The organism is Neisseria sp. P0022.S010 (assembly GCF_051956635.1).
In genome coordinates this window covers 1-3,264 of record NZ_JBQCXF010000340.1, presented here as the reverse complement: position 1 = coordinate 3,264, position 3,264 = coordinate 1, and the positions used below count along the sequence as shown (strand labels likewise).

Genomic DNA, 3,264 nt, shown 5'->3' with positions numbered 1-3,264 from the left:
TCTCGCGCTTGATGAACCTGAATCGGGTCAATATTTTCTTCTTCCGCCCATACATCGGTTTCAGACGGCATTTGCAGCAAAATGGCACGGAATGCCGGATCAAAGTCACCGGAAACCACCAAAGCCAGAGCATCCATCAATGCTTTGTGTTCCGGCAAAGGACGGCCTTCCGCCAATGCCTGACGGTTGGCGTTAATGGCGCGATGATACAGGGTTTGAGCAGCCTCCCATCGGGCAAACTCATTTTCATCTGCCGCCAGTAAAGTCGCCAATTCTTGCTCGCTGTACGGATAGTTCAGGGTAACCGGTGCAGAGAAATCTCGCAGCAGAGACGGGATAACCGGCTCATTAACGCCGCCCAACACAAAAGTCTGCTCGGCTTCCGTCAATACCAAAACCGCCTCTTTCACACGTTTGCCTTGATATTCAAACTCAACTGCTTCGCCTTTTTCGTTCAGCAAACCGGTTTTGACCGGAATCATCATCGGCTGTTTGTCCACCATATCGGGCGTGGCCGGAATGGTTTGTTTGATGGTCAATTCAAACGCTCCATCTTTCAGACGGCCTTGGGCATCTAAAACCGGCGTGCCGGCTTGGCTGTACCACAAGGCGAACTGATCAAGATTGATGCCGTTTGCGTCTGCCATTGCAGCACGGAAATCATCACAAGTTACAGCCTGTCCGTCGTGGCGTTGGAAATACAACTTCATGCCTTTTTGGAAGCCTTCTTCCCCGAGCAAGGTGTGATACATACGCACTACTTCCGCCCCTTTTTCATAGACGGTCATGGTGTAAAAGTTGTTCATCTCTTCATAGCTGGCCGGGCGGACAGGATGCGCAGTCGGGCCCGCATCTTCAGGGAATTGGAACAAGCGCAGCATGCGGACATTGTCGATACGGCGCACCACGCGGCTGGCTCTGTCGCCGGAAAACTCTTGATCGCGGAATACGGTCAAACCTTCTTTCAGCGACAATTGGAACCAATCACGGCAGGTCACGCGGTTGCCCGTCCAGTTATGGAAATATTCGTGGCCGACAACAGATTCAATGCCTTCAAAATCGGTATCAGTCGCGGTACGGCTGTTGGCCAGCACAAACTTGGTGTTGAAAATATTCAAACCTTTGTTTTCCATTGCGCCCATATTGAAATCGCCCACGGCAACGACCATGAAAATATCCAAGTCGTATTCCAAGCCAAAGCGTGTTTCGTCCCATTTCATCGCATTTTTCAACGATTCCACGGCAAACCCTACTTTAGGTTTATCTGTCTCCGTGGTATAGAACTCGATTTTGACCTTACGGCCGCTCATGGTCGTAAAATAATCTTCCGTTACTGCCAAATCGCCAGCTACCAAAGCAAAGAGATAGCTCGGTTTGGCAAACGGGTCTTCCCATTTCACCCAATGACGGCCGTCTGAAAACTCGCCGCCATCGATTTTATTGCCGTTAGACAGCAACACCGGATAGCGTTTTTTGTCTGCAACGATTGTGGTGGTAAATTTAGACATGACATCCGGACGGTCGATGTAAAACGTAATTTTGCGGAAACCTTCCGGTTCGCATTGTGTGAACAGGTTGCCACCGGAAGCATACAGACCCATCAAAGATTTGTTCTCAGCCGGCAGAATTTCGGTTTCTACTTCCAGCGTGAAGTTTTCAGACGGCACGCCGGCAATCGTCAGTTTTTCGTCTTCCAACACATAATCTACGGCCCGGCCGTTTACTTTCACAGACAGCAGTTTTGCCGAACCATCCAATACCAATGGCTCTCCTGCTCTTTCAGGTTGAACGGTCAGACTGGATTTGACGATGGTTTGCGGTTTTAAAATATCGAAATGCAGGTCGGTTTTCAGAATACGGTACGCTGGCGCGGCGTAGTCTTTCAAATAATGGATGGTTTTGCTCATTTGTTCTCTTTCAGAGTCATGCGGTAAATAGATGAAGCATATCGTTTCAGATAGTCTAAATTCAAGTGTTTTCAGAAAAAAAGGCCGTCTGAAACCTAAAATTTCAGACGGCCTCCCTATTCAGGCAGTAAATCTAGTTGCCTGTCATTGCCAACTTACCACTTATACAGCGCACCGACACCGACACCGACATGACCGTCGGTATTGGCCGAGAAGTTGCCTTTGACAATCCAGTTGCCGCCGTCACTCATCGCAGATACGCCGATAGCCATGGCAGACTGACCGCCGTAGTAGCCGCTGCCGACACCGATACCGGTCTCACCCGGACTGGTTACTTGCGGAATCGAGCCTTGGGCAATCGCACCGGCCACACCCGCGTAGGCTTTCTTACCTACTTGGTTGATGTTGTTCTGCAACTCGGTACCCAAACCAATCAACTGATTCACATTTGCCGCGTCTGTACCGTCTTTACCCGGAGCCACATTGGTAATGCGTTGGCCGCCGTTGTTCAGACCGACAGGAGACAGTTTGACTTGGTTGTTCGGATTGTTTTCAGTCGGTGCAGCGATGGTTACGCCATCGTTGTTGACCACGGTGTTGCCTGCGGTCAGACCGTCTTTGTTCAACGCAACTTTATCGCCGACTTTCATGCCGTCGTTATTCATCACAGTATTACCCGCTTTGAAGGTATCGGCATTCACTGTCTTCACGCTAATCTCGTCAGCTAACTTCAGTTGAGCACCACCGGCAACGGTTTCGCTGATGATATTGCTGTCGCCTTTAACGTTGATGGTGTCGCCCAATGCGTAGTTGTTGCTGCCGGTCGTACCGCCGAAGTTGATGCCTTTGGCAATAGTCGCAGCATTATTGGCTACGTTTTGGTTGGTTGCGTACAACTGACTGCCGTTGACGGCATCTTTGCTGTTGGCATTGAGGTCGCCGTCGGCTACGTTGGTCACTTTGTTACCCGCATTGTCCAAGCCGTCTTTAGTCAGGTTCACATCGCCTGCTTTCAAGCCGTCTTTGTTCAACGCAACATTATCACCAACTTTCACACCATCATTATTCATCACGGTATCGCCTGCGGTAACGCTGTCTACTTTCAGGTTTTTATCAGTAGCCACTTTGTAAATGGTCTGACCATTGGCGCCGACACCCTGAGTAACAACAATGTTATCGTGTAGGAAAACGTTGTTTTTTGCAGACAGAGTAGGTATGGAAAATAGTCGTTTATTTCGTAATATGTTTTTTTAAAAGGAAATTTTAGGAGAATCATAAAAGACGGCATTGAGGTTGGAGTTTAAATGTCGTTTATATTGTCTTCAGACGGCCTTGTTGAGTGAGATTTATAGTGTAT

2 protein-coding genes are annotated in these 3,264 nt (G+C 48.9%); both read right to left on the bottom strand.

Annotated elements, in window-relative coordinates; all coding sequences use genetic code 11:
- Positions 1 to 1,907 (bottom strand): aminopeptidase N (gene pepN, locus ACTHUT_RS16380; protein WP_440419085.1); only part of this gene is annotated, 1,907 nt, incomplete at its 3' end.
- 155 nt (positions 1,908 to 2,062) lie between these two features.
- Positions 2,063 to 3,031: a YadA family autotransporter adhesin gene (locus ACTHUT_RS16375; RefSeq protein WP_250601223.1), complete on the bottom strand. Its 969-nt coding sequence runs from the start codon at positions 3,029 to 3,031 to the stop codon at positions 2,063 to 2,065.
- Positions 3,032 to 3,264: the final 233 nt, after the last annotated feature.